The following is a 20,754-nucleotide window of genomic DNA, read 5'->3' as shown; positions in this document are numbered from 1 at the left end:
TTATAGTGCTAGTGACTTCTTGCTAATTACTTCTGCTAATGGCTTCGCAAGATCCCTTCAAGCACATTGAACAGCAAGTCGATTTCTTCAATCGAGTTATAATGCATACAACCAATACGCACTACCCCCTGCTCTTCAATACCCAACTGCTTCACCAAACCTAATGCGTAGAAGTGTCCGTTCCACACACAGATATTATGCTCGCCCAGCTTCTTCGCGATGAACTCTGGGGAGTGGTTATCAAAGGTGATGGCGAATGTTGGCGTTCTTAGGTTCGAATCAAACTCTGTCTTACCGTAGAGTTTTACCCCTTCAAGATCGCCCAAACGTTTTAGGAAGTACTCGCTCAGCTGGCTTTCATGCTTGTTATAAAGCGCGTAGCTTTGCTCTAAGCGAGAACGTAATGAGTCGGTTGGCTCACCAAATTGTGCCAAGTAATCCACCGCAGCAATCACACCCGCGAGGCCTTCAAAGCTCTGTGTTCCTGTTTCAAAACGACCAGGCCCGATGTTAGTGGCAGGCTCAACCTTATATGGCTTTAACGTATGTAGCCATTGAGGCGCCACGTAAGCAATACCAACATGCGGGCCAAAGAACTTATAAGCCGAACACGCTAAGAAATCACAGTTCAGTTGTTGAACATCGATCAAGTGATGAGGAGCGTAGTGAACCGCGTCAACATAAACCTGAGCGCCGTGTTGGTGTGCAAGCTCGATGACTTTCTCCACATCAACAATTGAACCCGTGGTGTTTGAAGCAAACGTCACGGCAACCAGCTTGGTTTTTTCGCTCAGTAACGACTCAAAGCGTGCCATGTCTAGGCTGCAATCCGACTCGTCAACACGAACTTGACGAACAATCGCGCCCTTGTCGTCTGCTGCTTGTTGCCAGCTCGATACATTCGAGTAGTGGTCTAGCGCAGTAACAATCACCTCATCGCCAGCTTGCCAATCGCGGCTAATCGCTCGGCTAAGCTGAAATGTCAGCGAGGTCATGTTGGCACCAAACACAACATTGCCAGAAGATTCAGCATTCAGTAACGCTTGCACTGACTCTCGCGCTTGCTGCATCAAGCCTGTCGTCTTCTGGCTAGAAAAATAGTGACCGCCCAAATTGGAATTAAAGTGGCCAAGGTATTCTGTCATCGACGCAAGAACATTCTCAGGAACCTGAGAACCACCCGGCCCATCAAAAAAGGTGACTGGCTTACCGTCGTGGTATTGGCCTAACGCACTGAACTGCTGGCGTACATCGTTAAGAGTGAAGGACATTGCGCGCATCCTTAGCCGTTAGAACAAACACATCCATGTAGCCCATCTCATCGTGGTCTATGGTGCGAATTGGCTGTGCGTTGTGCCATAGCTTACTGTCTGCAAGCATTGCAACTTCGCCGTCTTCAAGCACTTTTCTAAAGAATGGTGCTTCATGAGAATCTTGGTACAGCATGATTTCGCCGCCAACAATATTGTGACGATTCACGCCAATTAACGCGATGTGGTCGAAGCCATCTTGGTGCACGCCTTCAGGCGCAACCTGTGTCTCTTCAAAAATGGCAGCGATACGAATTTGGTGGATTTCAATTTCTTGTCCGTCTTCAAGCCCGTTGGTTTCAATAAACAGTTCACACATCTCTTGCATGCCTTCGCTGCTTAGAATGGGTGCTTCAATTGGCTCGAATTGACGAACAACATCACCTTGAAAGTGATTGATGTCTTCAGACTGAACGAAGTTATGTTTGTCTAGCTCAACGACTTGTCCATTACTGAATTCAACCACAGAGTACCTTCTCAATCGGTACTGTCCGTCTGCGTGCTCTGTGCTAGGTAGCTTAGAGAAAGAAGGTGACAGCTCCTTAACCGCGTGGTTACTGAGATGGGTAATATGTAGGGTGTTTTCGTGAGCGTGTAACATCATCGACTCCTTAATGATTGTTAATTTATTTTCGACATTTAACGTTTTGTTTACATAAAAGGATACTTGAAGATCTTGCCAAATCAACAATAAACAATCATTTATCCCGTAAGAATTAATAATTCAGACTGTAAACCCAAGTTCAAAATAAAAAGCAGTGTATAACACCAGAATAAAAGATGACCAACTCTTAAAACTAGCACACTTCACTAGCTAGTTATAAACACCTATAAAATAAAATTTAACGATATTATTAACTAGCACGCTGTGTTTATTATTTTGTCAGCACATACCCACTAATACGCCAGCCGCGGCATCTAGGCTCATCCCCCTACTTCGGCATACTTTATTTGTATGTTTTTGCACATCGAAATACGACCAACCTATCAGCGTTCAAGCTATTGATTATTTACACAACAAACTGGAATTGGTTAATTTATGAGTACGCCAGAATCCACACGCCTTTGCTTGCGCGTCTGGAACAGGTCGAGTTCGGGGGGAACTCGGCCGCCCCAAATGGTTTGATTTATTTAAGGGAGCAAGTTGATATCTAGAAAGTGTTTGAAGTGGGATGTTACGAAGGAAATTTACTTAGTGTTTTTTGACTGCCAGAACATAGGTAACTGCTCACAAATATTAGAGGCCCTTCGCTAACACGTTTATGCCCAAAAGTTGCTTAGACATTTTACTCATTCGCATCTTGTTCATGAGCTTTTGCGCTACTAAAAGTTATCCACTCTTCTAATGCTGTTCGTTGTGAATCCTCGTTCTGTACCATGGGGTAAATTCGACCAACTAATCAATTACACCCAACTATCTCTAAACATTTTTGTACTTTCGAGCAAACTTTGCATTTGACTCACAAATAAAAACCCACCCTATGCATTCACACTTAGTGCAATCATATTTTCTTATGTTAATCAGATAAATAGTGATAATCTAGCCACAAAACCAGAATCTAATGTACTGGGAAATATCTAGTAAATTGCCGTACTTCCTAAATTATCTCGTGGAATAATAATGCAAACAAATGAATTATACGCACTAGCCAAGTGGTTCGAAAAACAAATTGAAATTAAGCCTGTCCTTAGTTACTACACTAAACTCCATACCAGTTTGAAAAACGCCACAGCAAACCCGACTCAGGCAAATTTAGATAACGCAGACAAAATTAAGCATGCTGTTTTTGATGAACTTTCTGAACGCTTGTCGTTAGTTGATGAGTCAACTCTAACTGATAACCAGCGTCAAGTTTTACGGGACCTTGATTTACAAAGTATACTTTTAGCACAATCGAAAGACTACCTTCATAACCTGTTGGTTTTACCACAAGACTACTCTTACATCCTGTCTACACTAAACACTGTTATCGAACGTTTAAGCCGTACAGTTACGTCTTTCAAGCAAATTCGAACTAACATGGAACTGACGTTAAGGGCTCTGTATTTAGAACCAATTTTCATTCCAGAAAATAAGTGCTTAACAAGACTTCACTTCCAGAATGACGCTTGCATTGATAACGTGGTCAACTTTAAAGATTGGGGTAAGTCATGGTTTACAATCGCTAGAGGGTTCTCAATGGCGGTGAATCAAGCTCCCGAAGACTTTGAGATAATTAGCGCTGACAAAGGCTCTGTGATTGTAGATTTGATGCTGAATATTGAAGTGGTCAAATTGATTACCGAAACCTTAACTGCAATGGCGGAACTAGCGACTCAACTAATTGCTTTCAAGATGTCAATATCAGCAGCTAAAGAGCTAAAAAGTAAAATTGATAAAGATACATATGAAAAAATGATCGCACAAGTAACAGAGAAAGCGGAAAAAGACGAAGAAACACTTATCGAATCGGTTGTAGATAGATTGGTCGAGAAAGGTTTAGTTCTCAACAAAACTAGTAGCAATGAGCTAACAAGTGCTATCAAAGAGCTTGCTAAGTACAACCAAAAAGGTGGCAACATTGACTGTATTTCGTCACCGGAAAACAAGGCTATTTCTGAATCTTTGAACGCTCAGTACAAACAGCTCCAAGATAAGTCAGAAGTTAAGTTTATCGAAGACAAACAAGATAAGAATTAGTTTGACGTTTAAGCGTAATTATAACAAGGCGCTGTATTTTAGCCCTTACTTAAGCGTAAAACTCGATAAGACTTTGAATAACTTAGCCTATCAAAGATCAGCAGGACATTTATAGTTAGATGAACAATCAAAAAGTTGACCCACAAAAGGTCACTAAACCGATTCAATTACTAGCAGCGTGGCTAGTGGGTTTAATCATGGTTAATGGAGGCTTCTTAGGAACAGCTGTTGCTTTAGGTAGTTCAGCTTGGGAGAGTTCAGTATTAATCATTGCCGCCGTTCTTAACGTACCACTTTTTCTAGGAGCTATCTTTCTATTGCAAACTCGCTTTAGGCCGGAATTGCAAGAGGATTCTTTTTATTCGCGTTACCTAGACAAAAAATCTAATCAAATTGTTACAGTCAAAAACGACGACCACCATGAGCTTAATACACTAAAAGCCGAATTCAAGAAACTAGAAGGCTTAATTCAGCACAGTCATTCTGAAGAACAAAATAGTTTCGGAAATTGGTCTATTGCACTTAACAAACTCCTTCCTGATTACTTTGAAATCAGAAAATCTCTCAGAAGTGAAGGCATTCGATTAAAGTCGATTTTTGGTGATACACTAGATTCAGAATTACCAAAGAACAAAGTTGTTGCATTGAGTCACGCCCTTGACCATCAGTCTGTTATCACGTTACTAAAATTGATGAGTCAATTTGATATCGATGGTTATGCGTACTTCGACCCAATTCCAGAGATAGATCCCGAAGATGTCTACATCGGCTCTTATGGTTATGACCAAGGCGAAGACTTAAGGGATGCGATACCTATCACGGATGAGCTTAGACAATTACTCGCTGATTCATGCAGTAAAGCCGATCTTAATGAGTATGAGCTGCTAACCCAAAAGTTGGATAAGTAAGCATAGAAGTTCAACCCGCATATAAAAAAGCCGAACCCTCTCGATACAGGTTCGGCTTTCTTCTCCTTGATATGACAAAAGGAGGGCTGACTAATTTGTACTAAACAGGGTGGAGCTTCGCGCCAGTGAGCCTGTAATTTAAATTGTGTATCTGCTTATATTTGTTGTGGTCTCACCACTTGGCCTGTAGGCAACTCCATAATGTCATTTGGCACTCTAACTCTCGAAAATGTAGTTCTTAGTCATTTCGCGACATTTCAAAGATAAGGCCAATAAATATCCAATTGTGATTTTAAGAACCAGCAACAAATCTCGCACACACTAAAACACGCCGGCTTCTTCAGGTAGATTTCGAATCAACGGGCAATAAGCATAGCTAGCCAAATGCAAGCCGACTTAATGCGAAGGCTTTCACTGTTCTTCTAGCCACGAAAACGTTTGTCTCCATTAAGTTCTAACGTATAACGATTAATTACACTTCAGCCCTTGTTTAACCTTTTATTGCCTCCATATTTTCCATACAATCCTAAGCGATTATAAATAAAAACAATTTCAATTTCGGAGTCCTCATGAGCGACGTAAAGCACTGTAATTTATTGATTCTTGGTTCTGGCCCTGCTGGCTATACAGCTGCAGTTTACGCTGCTCGTGCAAACCTAAACCCTGTACTTGTTACCGGTATGCAGCAAGGTGGTCAGCTTACAACCACAACAGAAGTGGAAAACTGGCCGGGTGATGCTGAAGGTTTAACGGGTCCAGCACTGATGGATCGCATGAAAGAGCACGCAGAGCGCTTTGAAACAGAGATCCTGTTCGACCACATTAACGAAGTCGACCTATCTAACCGCCCTTTCCGTCTTAAAGGCGATTCAGGCGAGTACACGTGCGATGCATTGATCATCTCTACGGGTGCATCGGCTAAGTACTTAGGTTTAGATTCTGAAGAAGCATTTAAAGGCCGTGGCGTTTCTGCTTGTGCAACGTGTGATGGTTTCTTCTACCGCAACCAGAAAGTGGCGGTAGTTGGTGGTGGTAACACGGCTGTTGAAGAAGCACTTTACCTGTCTAACATCGCATCTGAAGTTCACCTAGTTCACCGCCGTGACACGTTCCGCGCTGAAAAGATCCTAGTGAAACGTTTAATGGACAAAGTAGAGAACGGCAACATTGTTCTTCACACTGATCGCACGCTAGACGAAGTTCTGGGCGACGACATGGGCGTAACGGGCGTTCGTATTAAAGATACTCAGTCTGATAAGACAGAAGATATCGAAGTAATGGGCGCATTCATTGCTATCGGTCACCAACCAAACACTGAAATCTTCAAAGGCCAAGTCGACATGAAAGATGATTACATCATTGTTCAGTCTGGTCTTGAAGGTAACGCGACACAAACCAGCATCCCAGGCGTGTTCGCTGCAGGTGATGTAATGGACCACAACTACCGCCAAGCAATCACTTCTGCTGGTACAGGTTGTATGGCTGCACTGGATGCTGAACGCTTCCTAGATGGCCTTAACGATAAGTAAATCTGAGATTGCAGATTTGATTATCGGTGCTCTCGCCTCAGTAGATGCAGGGCGTCATCACATTTTGTTGTAAATCCCTAGAGCCCAGTGGTATATCCACTGGGCTTTCTTTTGTATACTAGCCGCCCTCAACAAATAATAATTATCATTAAGCCTTCATAATGGATAAGAAAAAACAACGCAGCTTGAACAAGTGGCTTAAGCAACAGAGTAAGTTAGCGAAACGCTGGCTTATGATTGCGATTAGCCTTGGCGTACTTTCAAGCGTGTTTTTAATTGCTCAAGCAGCTCTTCTCGCCTCTATTCTTCACCAGCTGATCATCGAAAATGTCGATAAGTCTGAACTGGTTGGTCATTTCGCAGGCTTGGCATTATCGGTCGTTGGCCGTGCTGGCTGTACATGGGGACGTGAGATCGCAGGTTATCGCTGTGGTGAACAGATCCGTGTCTACATCAGGCAACTGATCCTTGATAAGTTACGTGAGTTGGGCCCTGCTTATATCAAAGGCAAACCTGCGGGTACGTGGGCAACCCTGTTGCTAGAACAAGTCGAAGACATGCAAGACTTCTTCTCTCGTTACTTACCTCAGATGTCTTTGTCGGTAATGATTCCATTCATTATTTTGGTTGTGGTGTTCCCAGTAAACTGGGCAGCAGGACTGATCTTCTTGATTACTGCTCCACTGGTACCAATGTTCATGGCACTTGTGGGTATGAAAGCAGCCGATGCAAACCGTAAAAACTTCAAAGCACTGCAACGTCTTTCTGGTCACTTTTACGACCGTTTGCAGTCAATGACAACCATCCGTCTATTTGATCGCACCAACGCTGAAACAGAGGTATTGAAAGGTGCATCTGAAGTGTTCAGAACGCGTACCATGGATGTGTTGAAAATCGCTTTCTTGTCTTCTGCTGTACTTGAGTTTTTCACGTCGATCTCTATCGCGATGACGGCGGTTTACTTTGGTTTCACCTACATCGGTGAGCTGAACTTTGGTCACTACGGTGCAGGCATTACGCTATTCGCTGGTTTGTTTATCCTTATCTTAGCGCCAGAGTTTTACCAACCTCTACGTGACTTAGGTACTTTCTACCACGCGAAGCAACAAGCGGTTGGCGCAGCCGAAAGTATTGTCGAGTTCCTAGAAACAGACATCACTAAGGTTAAATCAGGCGACACTCAGCTCGACCCGGCTCAAGGCATCAATATTGAAGCTCAAGATCTCAAAGTGTTAAGCCCTGAAGGTGTTCAATTGGTTGGTCCTATTTCGTTCGCACTTAACACTCGACAGTCGACTGCGTTAGTTGGCCCAAGTGGTGCGGGTAAAACGAGTTTGATCAACGCTATTCTTGGTTTCATGCCTTATGAAGGAAGCTTGAAAATCAATGGCATTGAACTGCGTGACCTAGACTTAGCCTCTTGGCGTAAAACCATTAGCTGGGTTGGTCAAAACCCGTTGCTACTGCATGGCACAATTCGTGACAACGTCACCCTTGGTAAGCACGATATCACTGACCAAGTTGTCGCGAATGCACTTGAGCAGTCTTTTGCTAACGAATTCGTAAATGAGCACGGCTTGGATTATATGATCTCTGATCGCTCTGGCGGTCTGTCTGTGGGTCAGTCTCAGCGTTTAGCTCTGGCTCGCGCAATGATTCAAGACGGTCAGTTCTGGTTGCTCGATGAACCCACTGCCAGCTTAGATACTCGTAGCGAACAGTTGGTAATGAAAGGCATCAATAGCAATATCGAAAGCCGCACTGCCCTACTTGTGACGCATCAACTTGCCCCGCTTCAATCGGTCGATAACATTCTGGTTATGCGCGATGGTGGTCTGGTTGAACAAGGTCATTACTCTCAGCTTTCGACTGCGGGTGGTTTATTTGAAGAGATGCTTAACGCGAACTTAGCTCAACAAGATAATAAGGGTAATTTAGATGCGTGATTTACTGCCTTACCTGAAACTCTATAAAAAGCATTGGTTTGGCCTATCGCTAGGCATGCTATTGGCTTTTGCTACTCTGTCGGCTTCTATCGGCTTGTTAACGCTATCAGGCTGGTTCATTTCAGCTTCTGCGGTTGCAGGCCTTACGATTGCACGTGAAACCTTCAACTACATGCTACCAGGTGGTGGTGTACGTGGTTTAGCAATGAGCCGTACTGCGGGTCGTTGGGGTGAACGTGTTGTGAGCCACAATGCGACATTCAAACTGTTAACTGATCTGCGTATCTTCTTCTTCAAGAAGCTGGCTCCGCTGATCCCAGGTCGTATTTCAAACCTTCGTGATGCTGATCTTCTGAACCGCTTGGTTGCTGATGTCGACGCCATGGATCACGTGTACTTGCGCTTAGTAAGCCCTGTGACGGTGGGTGTGTTCGGGATTTTCTTCCTGACTCTGTTCTTAATGTGGTTCGATAGCTCACTAGGTTTAATCTTAGGTTCTATCCTTCTGATCATGCTGTTGGTTTGGCCAATCTTGTTCTACAAATTGGGTAAACGTAACGGTGGTGAGCTGACACAGAACAAAGCGGATCTTCGTGTGACAACGCTAGATTGGATTGAAGGCTACAGCGAGCTAACTCTGTTCGGTGCTGAAGAGCGTTACCGTAATGCGATTCTAGAAACGCAACGAAAGCTGATGGCGAATCAGTTTGTGAATGCTAACCTAACCGGTATGGCTTCAGCTGCGCTAATGCTGTTCAACGGTTTAACGTTGGTTCTTATGCTTTGGCTTGCGGCTGACGGTGTGGGTGGTAATGCACCAGACCCGTTCATCGCGCTAATGGCATTCGCAACCATGGCAAGTTTTGAACTGCTGATGCCTATCGCAGGCGCGTTCCAGCATTTAGGTCAAACTCTGTCTTCTGCTCGTCGCTTGAATGAAGTTATTCTGTCAGAGCCTGAAGTTCAGTTTGCTGAAGAGAAACTCGACATCAACAAGCCGCTTGATATTACGTTCTCAAACGTGACGTTCAACTACCCTGACTCTGAGCGCAGTGTTCTGAACGCTGTCGACCTAACGATCCCTGCCACGCACAAGGTTGCGATTGTTGGTCAAACGGGTTCTGGTAAATCGACTCTGATCCAGCTTCTGACTCGCTACTGGGATCCTAAAAAGGGCTACATCTCAATCGCGGGTATTGAACTGACGCAGTGGAATGAATCGCAGCTTCGTGAATCAATCAGTGTAGTAAGCCAACGTGTCGACATTCTAAATGGTACTTTGCGTGACAACTTGTTGATTGCAAGACCAGAAGCGACCGATGATCACTTAGCGAACATCCTAAAAGACGTTGGTCTAGAAAAGCTGCTTGAGAATAACGCACTTGATAGCTGGTTAGGTGACGGTGGTCGTCAACTGTCTGGTGGTGAGAAGCGCCGTATTGGTATCGCACGCGCGATTCTTCATGATGCTCCTATCCTGCTTCTAGATGAGCCAACAGAAGGCTTAGATAAGCAAACAGAACACAGCATCATGACGCTGTTCGAGAAGCATTTTGAAGGCAAGACGGTTATCTTCATTACTCACCGTTTGATTGGTCTGGAATCGATGGATTCGATCGTTCTGATTGAACAAGGCGAGATTGTTGAAAACGGCTCTCATGAGAAACTGTTAAACGAAGCAGGACGTTATTTCCAACTTCGTCAGGCAATCTAGCTTCCCCTTAAGCTATAAAGAAAACTATTCAAGGCCCGAGTTTATGCTCGGGCTTTTTTGTGTCTGTGATTCTAGTCTCGAGCAACCATTCCCCCCTAAACGGTTGTTCATGCGCTGATTAGTTTTGCCCTTTCCTACAAAAACTTACCATTTACAAAGCAACGAGTTGCACACAATTCAAGTCGTAGCACATTACTATGATCATCTTTCTAGGATAATACGTATCAATCAACCTCATGGAATAACCTCCCCCTAAAATAATGGAGAACAGTGTATGTCTTTACGATTAATCGCAACAACGATAGCGCTTGTAGGTGCTAGCTTTACCGCTCAAGCGAGCTCGGAATGTGAAGTATCGATTGATGCTAGTGATCAAATGAAATTTTCAACTGACACATTAAGCGTTCCAGCGAGCTGTAAAGAAGTGAAGCTGACGCTAAACCATACTGGTTCTATGCCAGCCCAATCAATGGGTCACAACGTCGTTATAACAGACACTGCGTCGCTACAAGCAGTAGGCATCGATGGTATGTCGGCAGGTATCGACAATAACTACGTAAAACCTGACGACAGCCGCGTTTACGCCTTCACTCGTGTTATCGGTGGTGGCGAGTCAACCTCAATCACTTTCAGCACAGAGAAAATGACAGCCGGTGGCGACTACTCTTTCCTATGTTCATTCCCGGGCCACTGGGCAATCATGAAGGGCAAGTTTGAGTTTAAATAACTCGTTAGTCTAGATTGTACAGATACATCAAAGCCCCAACCTAAGTCAGGGCTTTGTTATATTGGCTTCGATTACAGCTTGAAGCGGCTGATTTCGCTTTCTAGCTCGTGAGACAGTTCAGAAAGCTGCGCAGCTTGCTCTGCAGCTTGGTGTGCTTCGTCTGCTAGCTCGTTAGATACGTCACGGATTCCTTCAGTGTTACGAGTAATCTCAGACGTTACTGACGCTTGCTCTTCTGCAGCAGAAGCAATCTGTGTTGCCATGTCACTGATGCGTTCAACAGCAGCATGGATTTGCGTTAGGCTTGCAGCCGCTGAGTTCGCGTCATCAACACTGGTTTCAGCAAGAGTACGGCTATCGTTCATGATGTTAACCGCTTTGCCTGTTGTACCTTGCAGCAACTCAATCGTTTGTTGAATTTCTTGCGTTGAACCGTGTGTACGTTGGCTCAGAACTCGAACTTCATCCGCTACTACTGCGAAACCACGACCTTGCTCACCGGCACGTGCTGCTTCAATAGCGGCGTTAAGTGCAAGTAGGTTTGTTTGTTCTGCAATACCTTGAATGTTAGACAAGATAGCGTTGATGCTGTTGCCGTGCTCTTCAAGTTCTAGAATCACGTTGGTTGCGATTTGAACTTCTTGAGCCAGGTTTTGGATAGAGCTTTGAGTCTGTGTCACTTGACCAGTACCGTGCTCACACGCGCCAACCGCTTCAGATGAGTTCTGTGCAGTATGGTCTGCGTTACCTGCGATCTCTTGTGTTGCTGCAGCCATTTCGTTAACGGCTGTTGCTACCATGTTGATCTCGTCTTGTTGCATTTGGATACGAGCACTACGTTCTTCAGCTTGAGAAGCCGTTTGACGCGCTTGGTTGCCCAGCGCAGCAGATACTTCGCTTAGCTTGATCACCATGGTGTGCATGTTGCCCACAAAACGGTTGAAGTTTGCTGCAAGCTGACCAATTTCGTCGTCGCTCTTAGGCTCAAGGCGTTGAGTAAGATCGCCCTCACCTGAAGCAATTTCTTCAAGTGCTGCTGAAACGCGGTTTAGGTCGCGGAATAGGAAGCTTACTAACCAAGACACGAGTACGATTACGATGAGCGTAATAACGACAGCAGTGATGATCAGCTGAGTAAGTAGCGTTGAGTGGTTCGCTTCTTCTGTTGCTTTGTCCATCTGAACCGCGAAGATCCAGTTAGTGTTAGGCACCTTCGTGAAGTAAAGCAGCTTGTCTGCGCCGCGCTCTTTGATGATCTCGATGCTACCCGTACGCACTGCGTTTTCGATGATAGGCATAGAGATATCGTTTGAAAGCTGGCTTACCGGCTTCAAGCTTAGTGCTGAATCTGGGTGTGCTAGGAATGTGCCGTCAGAGGCATCAATTAGCATTGCGTAAGCGTTGTCACCAACATCAAGGCTGATTACATCGTTAACCAACTGGTCGATCAGTACGTCTGCACCAACAACACCAACAAGTTGGCCGTTGTGGCGAACAGGTTCTGCGATCGTTACTAGAAGTGCTTTGGTGATTGCATCTTGGTAAGCCGTAGTAATGATTTGCTTACCTGCAGCGTTTGCTTCTTGGTACCAAGGACGTTGACGAGGATCGTAATCTGCACGATTACGTTCAGGATGTGAACGGTACATTCCACCTTCTGGAGTACCTAAAAAGATATCGTCAAAGCCACCCGCTACACGAGCTTGTCTAAGGAAAGGAACAACATCATCCTCTCGTGAAAAGTCATTAAATGCTGATGCGATATCAGTACGGATATCAATCCAGTTTTTAATACCTTCAGATGCTGCTTCAGATACGCTTTCAGCTCGTAGGTATACGCCATTACGAGTCTGTTCAAATAATTGGTTTGCTGATAACCAAGTCAACGCTGTAGCCATAACGACAACAGCAGATAGGCTAGCACCTATCAACTTCTGCTTTAGTGTTAGTTTCATGTCAAAGTTTCACGAGTGGTGGGAAATCCCGCGCATACTACCCAATATCAGTATTAAATTCGAGCAATTTTATAATTTAATATCGGAATATAATTTTAAGCAAACCATAAGCTTACCTAATGTCAATTCCTTGGCTTGTCGCCAAATTTAAGGCGTCATTATCTCTACGGTTATTAGTATTTTTATCGCACTTCACATGTTAAAAAGAGACAAGAAAACACGGTAAAGAAGAAACAAAAAAGGCAGAAGAGTTTCCTCTTCTGCCTTCATATTATTTACCACTCTACTGCGTATAAATTGCAGTAGATTTCAGCTTAAAAGCCTAGCGCTTTTCTGTACGCATACCCATTAGCAAGCTCACACACATCAGTAATAGAATGATGGTAAATGGTAATGCCGTCGAGATTGCACCCGCTTGTAGAGCTTGTACTGCTTCAGTACCACCAACCCACAATAGAGCCACAGCAATCGCACCTTCAAGGAACGCCCAGAACACACGTTGAGGCACAGGCGTATCAACTTTACCACCCGCGGTGATGCTGTCGATTACTAGAGAGCCTGAGTCAGACGATGTAATGAAGAATACTAGAACCAATACAACCGCAATGATTGAAAGCAGAGTCCCGAACGGCAGTGCATCAAACATTTGGAACATTGCTAGTGATACATCTGTTAGGCCGTCTTGACCAAGAATACCAACGTTATTCACGATTTGGTCAATCGCCATGCCACCGAATACTGACATCCAAATGATAGTCACTGTAGTCGGTACAATCAGTACTGCTGTGATGAACTCACGAACGGTACGACCTTTAGAAACACGTGCGATAAACATACCTACGAATGGAGACCATGAGATCCACCAAGCCCAGTAGAATACAGTCCAACCGTGCATCCACGTTTCATCTTCACGACCGTGAGGGTTACTCAACGGAATGATGTTTTCAATGTATGCCATCAATGTCGTTGGGATAGAACCTAAAGTCACCGCGTAGCCGATTAGAGCCACTAAGATAAGCAGTAGGAAAGCCACCAACATGTTGATGTTACTGATAACTTTAACGCCACCATCAATACCACGAAGTACTGATACTACCGCCAATAAAGTCACCGCTGTAATCACAATAACTTGCAGACCTAAGCCCGCTTCAATGCCGAATACATGCTGAATACCACTTGCCGCTTGTTGTGCACCAAGACCTAACGATGTCGCCAGACCAAATAGCGTTGCAAGTACAGCAAGAATATCAACAATGTGACCTGCCCAGCCCCAAGCTCTATCACCTAAAATTGGGTAAAAGATAGAACGGATAGAAAGAGGCAATCCCTTGTTGTAAGAGAAAAACGCAAGTGACAGTGCTACTACGCCATAAATCGCCCAAGGGTGTAGACCCCAGTGATACATGGTTGCGCCCAATGCCAGTTTTGCAGCTTCTGGTGTGTTTGGTTCAACACCTAACGGAGTTTCAAACCAACCCGTGAAGTAAGCCGCTGGCTCTGCCACACTCCAGAACATCAAGCCGATACCCATACCTGCGGCAAACAGCATCGATAGCCAAGAGAAGAATGAGTAATCTGCCGTCGCATCAACACCACCAAGGCGGATTTTGCCGTACGGAGAAACAATCAAACCTAAGCAGAAAATTACGAAAATATTACCCGACCAGATGAAAAGCCAATCAAACGAATTGATAATCTGGCCTTTAACGCCATCTAGCGCAGCCTTTGCTGAAGCGGTATCTGTAATAAGAACACCGATCAGGAACAAAGCGATAAGTCCCGCACTAATACCAAATACTGGGTTATGAACATCAAAACCCCATTTTTGGACGTTATCTTGACCGACAGTGTAATCCGTACTGTCGATACTGTATTTATCTATACCTTTAGTCATTATCCCTCTCTACGGAATTCTATTAGGGTCTATTGACCTCGTATTCCTTACTTACCTGCGACTTAATTACAAACTCGAACCTACGATCCAAGTAGTACAAGCTGTTGTCACAATAATTCAAATACTTGGATGTCTGAAGTTTAGCAGGTTAACTTGTTGTTTTCAGTAAACTAGAATCAGCTCGATGGAATTTCAAACAATATTCACGTAATTACTCAAGTTTATGACGAAAAAAAGGTCGACCCTGTCGACCTTTTTATCAAAAATACTTTTAACTCAAAGCATTTTGGTGCTTAACCAATTGATTTTCAGTTCGTAAACCGAGTAATAAGCTTAGGCACATAAGCAATAATATGAAGGCAAATGGTAGCGCCATCGATACCGTTCCAGCTTGCAGTGCTTGAATAGATTCCGTACCACCAACCCATAGTAGAACCGCTGCAATCGCGCCGCCCATCAACGCCCAAAATACACGTTGTGGAACCGGTGCATCCACTTTACCGCCAGAGGTAATGCTATCGATAACCAATGAGCCTGAATCAGAAGAGGTGATAAAGAACACCATAATCAAACCAATCGATACCACTGAAAGCACAGAGCTCATTGGCAGAGCATCGTAAGTATGGAAAAGAGAAAGTGTAATATCTTGCAGACCATTCACACCAATCTCGCCCACCTTGTTCGCCACTTGATCAATCGCGATGCCACCGAAAATAGCCATCCAGATGATGATTACTGTCGTTGGGATGAACAATACAGCAACGATAAATTCACGAATCGTTCGACCTTTAGAGATACGAGCGATGAACATGCCTACGAATGGTGACCAAGACATCCACCATGCCCAGTAGAATACCGTCCAACCTTGCATCCACGTTTCGTCATCACGACCGTGAGGATTGCTTAAGGGAATGAAGTTTTCAATGTAGCCCATTAGCGCGGTTGGGATTGCTTTAATACCCGCCATGCCACCAGCGATGGTAACGAAGATAAGTAAGCCCAAAGCAACCAGCATGTTCACATTACTCAGAAGCTTTACACCACCGTTGATGCCACGAACCACGGACATTGTCGCTAAGAAAGTAACCACAGCGATAACAATCAGCTGCATGCCAATACCGCCATCGGTACCAAATACATGGTTAATACCACTTGTTGCTTGTTGAGCACCTAAGCCCAATGAAGTTGCAAGGCCAAATAGCGTTGCAAGCACAGCGACGATATCAACAATATGACCAAACCAACCCCAAGTTCTATCACCCAAGATAGGGTAGAAAATAGAGCGGATTGATAGAGGTAAACCTTTATTGAAGGTGAAGAAGGCAAGCGCTAGAGCAACAACCGCGTAAATCGCCCAACCGTGCAGACCCCAGTTGTAGATGGTTGCACCAAGAGCCAACTTCGCCGCTTCAGGAGAGTAAGCTTCAACACCTAGTGGTGTTTCATACCAGCCAGTGAAGTAAGCTACTGGCTCAGCAACACCCCAGAACATTAAGCCAATACCCATTCCTGCGGCGAATAACATCGACATCCAAGATAGGTTTGAGTGCTCTGCTTTGGCATCATTGCCACCAATACGTATCTTGCCATACGGGGAGACAATGAGGGCAAAACAGAAAATTACGAAGATGTTTGCTGCCCACATGAAGAAACCATCGAAGTTACCAATGACTTTCCATTTGATTCCATCAAGCGCCGCTTTTGCGGTTTCAGGGTCTGCGACTAGAAGTGCCAACAGGAAGATAATGATCGCCCCTGCACTGATTCCAAATACTGGGTTATGAACATCAAAACCCCATTTCTGAACGTTATCTTGTCCTACTGTATAATCGGTATTTTCAATACTATACCTATCTTTTACAGGCTCCATGCTTCCTCTCTAATTTGCAGCGCACAGTTTGCAACATTGCATTCGGCGCTTAAATTTCGAAAAGAGGAATATCAACCTGTCGCAAAAATACTAAAAAAACCTCCATAAAGGAGGCGTAAATTACACATTTAGTAATTAAATTACACATTTAACGTTATTTAGCGTAAGATCAGTCCACAAGCCCGGAGCTGACCGCATATTTAGCAAGCTCTGCCGTAGAGTGAATATCGAGCTTATGCTTAATATTTTGCCTATGGGTTTCTACCGTTCGATAGCTGATATTCAGCGCCTTTGCGACCTCTTTACTGCTCTCCCCTTTTGCGACTAATTTCAGCACAGCCTCTTCACGTCTGCTCAATGGATTCTTGACAGATGGCGTGGGAGTAATCGGCTGAGTAAACAAATTCTGCGTGACTTTTTCACAGAAATAGGTCGATCCTTGATTGACCGTTTTGATTGCCTGTACCATTTTTTCAGCCGAAATCTCTTTCAACATGTAACCGACAGCACCCGACTGCATCACCTTCATGATGTATTCACGGTTGTTATGCATGGTCAGCATCAGGACCTTGGCTTCTGGGTCTTCTTCTTTAATCAGATGGGTGGCATCAATGCCATTCATGATAGGCATGCTGATATCCATCAACACCACATCAGGGCGCAGAGACTTAACGACCTCTACCGCTTCTAGTCCATTGCTGGCGGTACCTATCACGCTAATATCTGGCTCGAGTTCCAATCTCGCCATAAAGCCATCCAGTACCACTTGGTGATCATCAGCAATCACAACTCGAATAACTTCACTCATTCATTAATCCCTCTAGTGTCAGTAACACTGTAATTTCCGTTCCGAGGCCAATCTCACTCATCAATTCAAAGTCACCACCGATGAACTCCACTCGCTCTCTCATGTTACGCAGCCCGATCCCTCGTTTTTCCATCGCTTTATAGGTGTTGAAACCGACACCGTTATCTTGAATCAGTAGTTGCAACACATTACCAATTTGCTGAGCGATAACCGTTACTTTGGTCGCTTGTGCATGTTTTTCTATATTATTCAGCGACTCTTGCACGACTCGATATAGGGTCGTCGCCGCCTCTGATTTTAACTTACCAGGTTGAGTAGCAAACATGGTCTCGACTTCTATGCCCGAGTGCGCCTGAAAATCTAACAGCAATGAAGACAATGCCGCTTCTAAGCCTATGTCATCCAATGAACTTGGACGAAGTTGATGCGAGATGTGCCTCACTTCTTCGATCGCTCGCATCAGTGAATGCTGCGACTTATTCAAATGTGCTTTAAGGTCTTCATTTTGTAGCTTATTACCGAGCAGTTCCAAATGGCAACGACTCGACACTAATAATTGGTTAATACCATCATGCAACTCACGCGCTAGATGCTTCTTCTCGTCTTCTTGGAACATCACCGTCTTATGCGCCAGCTCCTTTAAGTTGTTATCAGCAATCCGATGTTCATGCATGTTAATAGCCAAGGTCAGCACGATGATGACCGCGACCGTTACGCTCAAAATCACCACAATCGAAAAGAACGTGGTTTCAATATTCTTATTTATCGCAGCCTGCATCGAAGCCACTTCTTGGTGTACGTCTTCAATATACAAGCCGGTGCCAATCATCCAGTCCCAACGCTCTAACCAAGCGGCGTAGCTCAGCTTAGACACCACCTCACCCGTCGACGGTTTTTGCCACAAATACCGGTGAAACCCGCCTCCGGTTTGCGCTTCTCTTAACAGAGCCTCTATCAGAAAATCGCCATCTTCATCTTGCAGTTGGAGTAGGTTTTGGCCTATCAATTCTGGCTGAATTGGATGAACCAAGTTGGTCCCGAGGCGATCGTATGCGAAGAAGTACCCATCAGAGCCATATCTAAGTTTAGACAATATGGTTCGAACTTTTTTTTTGGCTTGGGCTTCTTGGATATTTGGATCGTTATAGACGTGTTCTATGGCGTCGAACGCGAGATCAACCGTGTCTTTGAGGGCGTTTTCACGCGACTTGATTAGGCTGTCTCTAAAGATCTCGACTTCTTTAGCGCCTAACGTCTTAGTCTGGTGCAGCGAGATCCAACTAATACTCGCCGTTACCAGCAGCAACGGGAGCAACGTCAGCAAAATCAGCTTGGCTTTTAGAGGCATTCCTTTCCCTCACAAAAAACGGCTTACTGAACATCAATAAGCCGTTTTACTTTAGCAATTTATAGATAGCCGTTGAAACATATCATTCACATTCTTGGCTTCACTCACATTCCATAGAAAGATGGGAAAGCGAGAAGTGATCCAAGTACGAGGATTTGAATCAGAATGAACGGCATCACACCTCGGTAGATGTCCTTAGTCGTCACGCCTTTAGGTGCTACGCCTTTTAAATAGAACAAACTAAAACCAAATGGCGGCGTTAAGAAGGAAGTTTGTAGGTTCATCGCAATAAGGATAGCGAACCATGTCATGTTGATGCCCATCAGTTCAGCAACTGGCGCAATGATCGGCACGATGATGAAACAGATCTCTACGAAGTCGATGAAGAAACCAAGAATCAAAATCACCAGCATGGTAATTATCAGGAAGCCCCATTTTTCACCTGGCAGTTGTAGCATCCACTCTTCAACCAGATAGTCGCCACCAGTGTAGGTAAACGCCATTGAGAATGCCGTTGCACCCAACAAGATAGCAAATACCATCGCCGTTACTTTCACCGTCTCTTTCGACGCCTCGTACACCATCGACCAACTAAATTGACCGTAAAGCAGTGCAAGTATCATCGCACCCGCGCCACCTAATGCGGCTGACTCTGTTGGCGTAGCAACACCTGCGAAGATAGAGCCCAGTACAACAATGATTAACGCTAGAGGCGGAAGAATCGCTTTCAGTGCATTAAACACTTCCTGCTTACGGCTGATGGAGTCATCACGTTCAATAGGTTGAGCCGCTTCAGGGTGTAGCTTTGCGTATATCAAGATATAAACGATGTACGCGCCGACCAGCATCACGCCCGGCCAAATCGCCGCTTGGAACAAGTCGCCTACAGGAACACCTAGAACATCACCCAATAGAATCAATACGATGGAGGGTGGAATGATCTGCCCTAGCGTACCAGACGCACAAATAGTGCCGCAGGCTAAGCCTTTGTCGTAATTGTACTTGAGCATTACAGGTAGGGAGATAAGTCCCATAGCAACAACAGAAGCACCAACCACGCCAGTAGAAGCCGCAAGTAGTGAACCTACTAATACGGTTGAAATCGCGATACCACCACGAACGCCGCCAAACAGTCGCCCCATAGACTCAAGCAACTGCTCAGCAAGCTTGGTCTTTTGTAGAACGAGCCCCATAAAAACAAACAATGGAACGGCCATCAGAACCGTGTTTTCCATAATGGATTGAATTCGATATGGCATGAAGGCAAACATTTCAATGCCCTCAGCCCAAACACCAAAGATTAACGCGATACCACCAAAGGTAAACGCCACTGGGAAGCCAAGTAAAAGCGCAAACAAGGCTACGAAAAACATTACTATTCCAATCATGTTCAGCCTCTACTTGTTTTTTGTATGAATATTGTTTGCATGGATAAGATGCGGATTAAAAATCTTATTCAGTGAATGCAGGATCAAACCTACGCCACTGAGTGCCATCAAAAAGAATGACAGCGGGATCATAGCTTTGATGATCCAGCGATACGGCAGGCCACCCGGGTCACCTGAGGTTTCACCCAGTTCATAACTCTCTTTGGCAACATCGATACCAAACCAAGCCACCAGCAGGCAAAACGGAAGTAGAAAGATAATCGTGCCAAGCAGGTCAATAATCGCTTGTGCTTTAAAGCTCAGTTGCTCATAGAACACGTCAACTCGAACATGGCCACCAGCCTTGATGGCATAAGGAACACCGAGTAGGAAAACGGCGGAGAAAAGGTGCCATTCCATCTCTTGGAAGGCGATAGAGACATCGTTGAAGGCATATCTCATGACAACGTCATACACGACGTTGGCGATAAGTAAAATAAACAACATACTGGAAAGCCATCCCAGTGCGTCACCGATACGATTAAACAGGCGTTCAATATAAATTAGACTTCGCATTCCCGACTCCATGGAATTTGAAAAGACATCGCGCAGCTGAGGTAACGAGCTGTAGGACGTAGAAAAGGTTCTTGAGCGTAATACAGGATTTATCCTGCTTAGTTATTATGTTTTAAATGAAC

15 protein-coding genes are annotated in these 20,754 nt (G+C 44.6%); 6 read left to right on the top strand and 9 right to left on the bottom strand.

The features are described from left to right. Positions 1–35: 35 nt before the first annotated feature. On the bottom strand, positions 36–1,271 hold the full coding sequence (locus AB6E52_RS01585) for a cysteine desulfurase-like protein (RefSeq protein ID WP_102320494.1): 1,236 nt from the start codon (positions 1,269–1,271) through the stop codon (positions 36–38). Continuing rightward, complete coding sequence (locus AB6E52_RS01580) at positions 1,255–1,911, bottom strand: 2OG-Fe dioxygenase family protein (RefSeq protein ID WP_102320493.1); 657 nt, start codon at positions 1,909–1,911, stop codon at positions 1,255–1,257. The genes AB6E52_RS01585 and AB6E52_RS01580 overlap by 17 nt, the downstream gene beginning before the upstream one ends. A 1,020-nt stretch (positions 1,912–2,931) precedes the next feature. Here AB6E52_RS01580 and AB6E52_RS01575 point away from each other — a divergent pair. From AB6E52_RS01575 to azu, 6 genes are all read left to right on the top strand, one after another. Next, positions 2,932–3,990 carry a hypothetical protein gene (locus AB6E52_RS01575; protein ID WP_102320492.1) on the top strand — a complete coding sequence of 353 codons (1,059 nt, stop codon included), beginning with the start codon at positions 2,932–2,934 and terminating at the stop codon, positions 3,988–3,990. Between the two features lie 119 nt (positions 3,991–4,109). Further along, on the top strand, positions 4,110–4,898 hold the full coding sequence (locus AB6E52_RS01570) for a hypothetical protein (RefSeq protein ID WP_102320491.1): 789 nt from the start codon (positions 4,110–4,112) through the stop codon (positions 4,896–4,898). Between the two features lie 569 nt (positions 4,899–5,467). Further along, entirely contained in the window at positions 5,468–6,427 is a 960-nt protein-coding gene (gene trxB, locus AB6E52_RS01565; protein ID WP_004733400.1) for a thioredoxin-disulfide reductase, read from the top strand. Positions 6,428–6,588: 161 nt separating this feature from the next. Then, complete coding sequence (cydD, locus tag AB6E52_RS01560; protein ID WP_102320490.1) at positions 6,589–8,373, top strand: heme ABC transporter permease/ATP-binding protein CydD; 1,785 nt, start codon at positions 6,589–6,591, stop codon at positions 8,371–8,373. Further along, positions 8,366–10,087, top strand: a complete 1,722-nt coding sequence (cydC, locus tag AB6E52_RS01555) for a heme ABC transporter ATP-binding protein/permease CydC (protein WP_004733398.1) — start codon at positions 8,366–8,368, stop codon at positions 10,085–10,087. Before cydD ends, cydC begins: the two co-directional genes overlap by 8 nt. Before the next feature lie 274 nt (positions 10,088–10,361). Continuing rightward, the gene (gene azu, locus AB6E52_RS01550) at positions 10,362–10,814 is read left to right on the top strand and encodes an azurin (RefSeq protein ID WP_017063577.1); all 453 of its coding nucleotides are present in this window, start codon (positions 10,362–10,364) and stop codon (positions 10,812–10,814) included. A 71-nt stretch (positions 10,815–10,885) separates the two neighbouring features. On the opposite strand, the gene AB6E52_RS01545 is transcribed toward azu, so the two are convergent. The 7 genes from AB6E52_RS01545 to AB6E52_RS01515 form a co-directional block, all read right to left on the bottom strand. Further along, the gene (locus tag AB6E52_RS01545) at positions 10,886–12,769 is read right to left on the bottom strand and encodes a methyl-accepting chemotaxis protein (RefSeq protein ID WP_017070254.1); all 1,884 of its coding nucleotides are present in this window, start codon (positions 12,767–12,769) and stop codon (positions 10,886–10,888) included. A gap of 322 nt (positions 12,770–13,091) precedes the next feature. Beyond that, positions 13,092–14,663, bottom strand: a complete 1,572-nt coding sequence (locus AB6E52_RS01540) for a BCCT family transporter (RefSeq protein ID WP_017060963.1) — start codon at positions 14,661–14,663, stop codon at positions 13,092–13,094. Between the two features lie 271 nt (positions 14,664–14,934). Further along, positions 14,935–16,533 carry a BCCT family transporter gene (locus AB6E52_RS01535; RefSeq protein ID WP_017066829.1) on the bottom strand — a complete coding sequence of 533 codons (1,599 nt, stop codon included), beginning with the start codon at positions 16,531–16,533 and terminating at the stop codon, positions 14,935–14,937. A gap of 169 nt (positions 16,534–16,702) precedes the next feature. Further along, complete coding sequence (locus tag AB6E52_RS01530; RefSeq protein WP_017060961.1) at positions 16,703–17,341, bottom strand: response regulator transcription factor; 639 nt, start codon at positions 17,339–17,341, stop codon at positions 16,703–16,705. Further along, complete coding sequence (locus AB6E52_RS01525; protein ID WP_102320489.1) at positions 17,334–18,689, bottom strand: cache domain-containing protein; 1,356 nt, start codon at positions 18,687–18,689, stop codon at positions 17,334–17,336. Before AB6E52_RS01525 ends, AB6E52_RS01530 begins: the two co-directional genes overlap by 8 nt. Positions 18,690–18,793: 104 nt before the next feature. Then, the gene (locus AB6E52_RS01520) at positions 18,794–20,077 is read right to left on the bottom strand and encodes a TRAP transporter large permease subunit (RefSeq protein ID WP_029235146.1); all 1,284 of its coding nucleotides are present in this window, start codon (positions 20,075–20,077) and stop codon (positions 18,794–18,796) included. 9 nt (positions 20,078–20,086) lie between these two features. Continuing rightward, a complete protein-coding gene (locus AB6E52_RS01515) occupies positions 20,087–20,632 on the bottom strand; it encodes a TRAP transporter small permease subunit (protein WP_102320488.1) in 546 nt (181 codons plus the stop codon). Positions 20,633–20,754: the final 122 nt, after the last annotated feature.

Source organism: Vibrio sp. 10N.247.311.13, from assembly GCF_041467595.1.
GTDB classification, from domain to species: Bacteria; Pseudomonadota; Gammaproteobacteria; order Enterobacterales; family Vibrionaceae; genus Vibrio; species Vibrio crassostreae_C.
The sequence above is the reverse complement of the archived record's forward strand: the minus strand, read 5'-3'. Positions and strand labels throughout refer to the sequence as shown.

Excerpts from the sequence above, each read along its gene's own strand:
- cydC (WP_004733398.1), top strand. The coding sequence starts at position 8,366 with ATGCGTGATTTACTGCCTTACCTGAAACTCTATAAAAAGCATTGGTTT.
- AB6E52_RS01535 (WP_017066829.1), bottom strand. The coding sequence starts at position 16,533 with ATGGAGCCTGTAAAAGATAGGTATAGTATTGAAAATACCGATTATACA.
- cydD (WP_102320490.1), top strand. The coding sequence starts at position 6,589 with ATGGATAAGAAAAAACAACGCAGCTTGAACAAGTGGCTTAAGCAACAG.
- AB6E52_RS01585 (WP_102320494.1), bottom strand. The coding sequence starts at position 1,271 with ATGTCCTTCACTCTTAACGATGTACGCCAGCAGTTCAGTGCGTTAGGC.
- AB6E52_RS01575 (WP_102320492.1), top strand. The coding sequence starts at position 2,932 with ATGCAAACAAATGAATTATACGCACTAGCCAAGTGGTTCGAAAAACAA.
- AB6E52_RS01525 (WP_102320489.1), bottom strand. The coding sequence starts at position 18,689 with ATGCCTCTAAAAGCCAAGCTGATTTTGCTGACGTTGCTCCCGTTGCTG.
- AB6E52_RS01540 (WP_017060963.1), bottom strand. The coding sequence starts at position 14,663 with ATGACTAAAGGTATAGATAAATACAGTATCGACAGTACGGATTACACT.
- azu (WP_017063577.1), top strand. The coding sequence starts at position 10,362 with ATGTCTTTACGATTAATCGCAACAACGATAGCGCTTGTAGGTGCTAGC.
- trxB (WP_004733400.1), top strand. The coding sequence starts at position 5,468 with ATGAGCGACGTAAAGCACTGTAATTTATTGATTCTTGGTTCTGGCCCT.
- AB6E52_RS01520 (WP_029235146.1), bottom strand. The coding sequence starts at position 20,077 with ATGATTGGAATAGTAATGTTTTTCGTAGCCTTGTTTGCGCTTTTACTT.
- AB6E52_RS01570 (WP_102320491.1), top strand. The coding sequence starts at position 4,110 with ATGAACAATCAAAAAGTTGACCCACAAAAGGTCACTAAACCGATTCAA.
- AB6E52_RS01530 (WP_017060961.1), bottom strand. The coding sequence starts at position 17,341 with ATGAGTGAAGTTATTCGAGTTGTGATTGCTGATGATCACCAAGTGGTA.
- AB6E52_RS01515 (WP_102320488.1), bottom strand. The coding sequence starts at position 20,632 with ATGCGAAGTCTAATTTATATTGAACGCCTGTTTAATCGTATCGGTGAC.
- AB6E52_RS01580 (WP_102320493.1), bottom strand. The coding sequence starts at position 1,911 with ATGTTACACGCTCACGAAAACACCCTACATATTACCCATCTCAGTAAC.
- AB6E52_RS01545 (WP_017070254.1), bottom strand. The coding sequence starts at position 12,769 with ATGAAACTAACACTAAAGCAGAAGTTGATAGGTGCTAGCCTATCTGCT.